The 224-nt window shown below is 58.9% G+C and carries 1 tRNA gene; it reads left to right on the forward strand.

From position 1 onward, the window contains the following. Nucleotides 1-144: 144 nt before the first annotated feature. Nucleotides 145-221: transfer RNA gene (locus K5E40_RS34760), tRNA-Asp, on the forward strand. Nucleotides 222-224: the final 3 nt, after the last annotated feature.

Below are 224 nucleotides of genomic sequence, written 5' to 3' on the forward strand. Positions count from 1 at the left end.
CCGGCCTGTCACGCCGGGGGTCGCGGGTTCGAGTCCCGTCCGCTGCGCCATATTTTACGAGTCAGGCATTGTCTGGTTCGAGATTGAAAAGCACCGAAGCTTTCAGTCAAAACGAGTTACTTGAGCGCAAGCTCAAAGCGATACGCAGCGGTAGTTCAGTCGGTTAGAATACCGGCCTGTCACGCCGGGGGTCGCGGGTTCGAGTCCCGTCCGCTGCGCCATAT

Origin of the sequence: Pseudomonas baetica (assembly GCF_019733355.1) — a bacterium.
Lineage (GTDB): Bacteria > Pseudomonadota > Gammaproteobacteria > Pseudomonadales > Pseudomonadaceae > Aquipseudomonas > Aquipseudomonas baetica_A.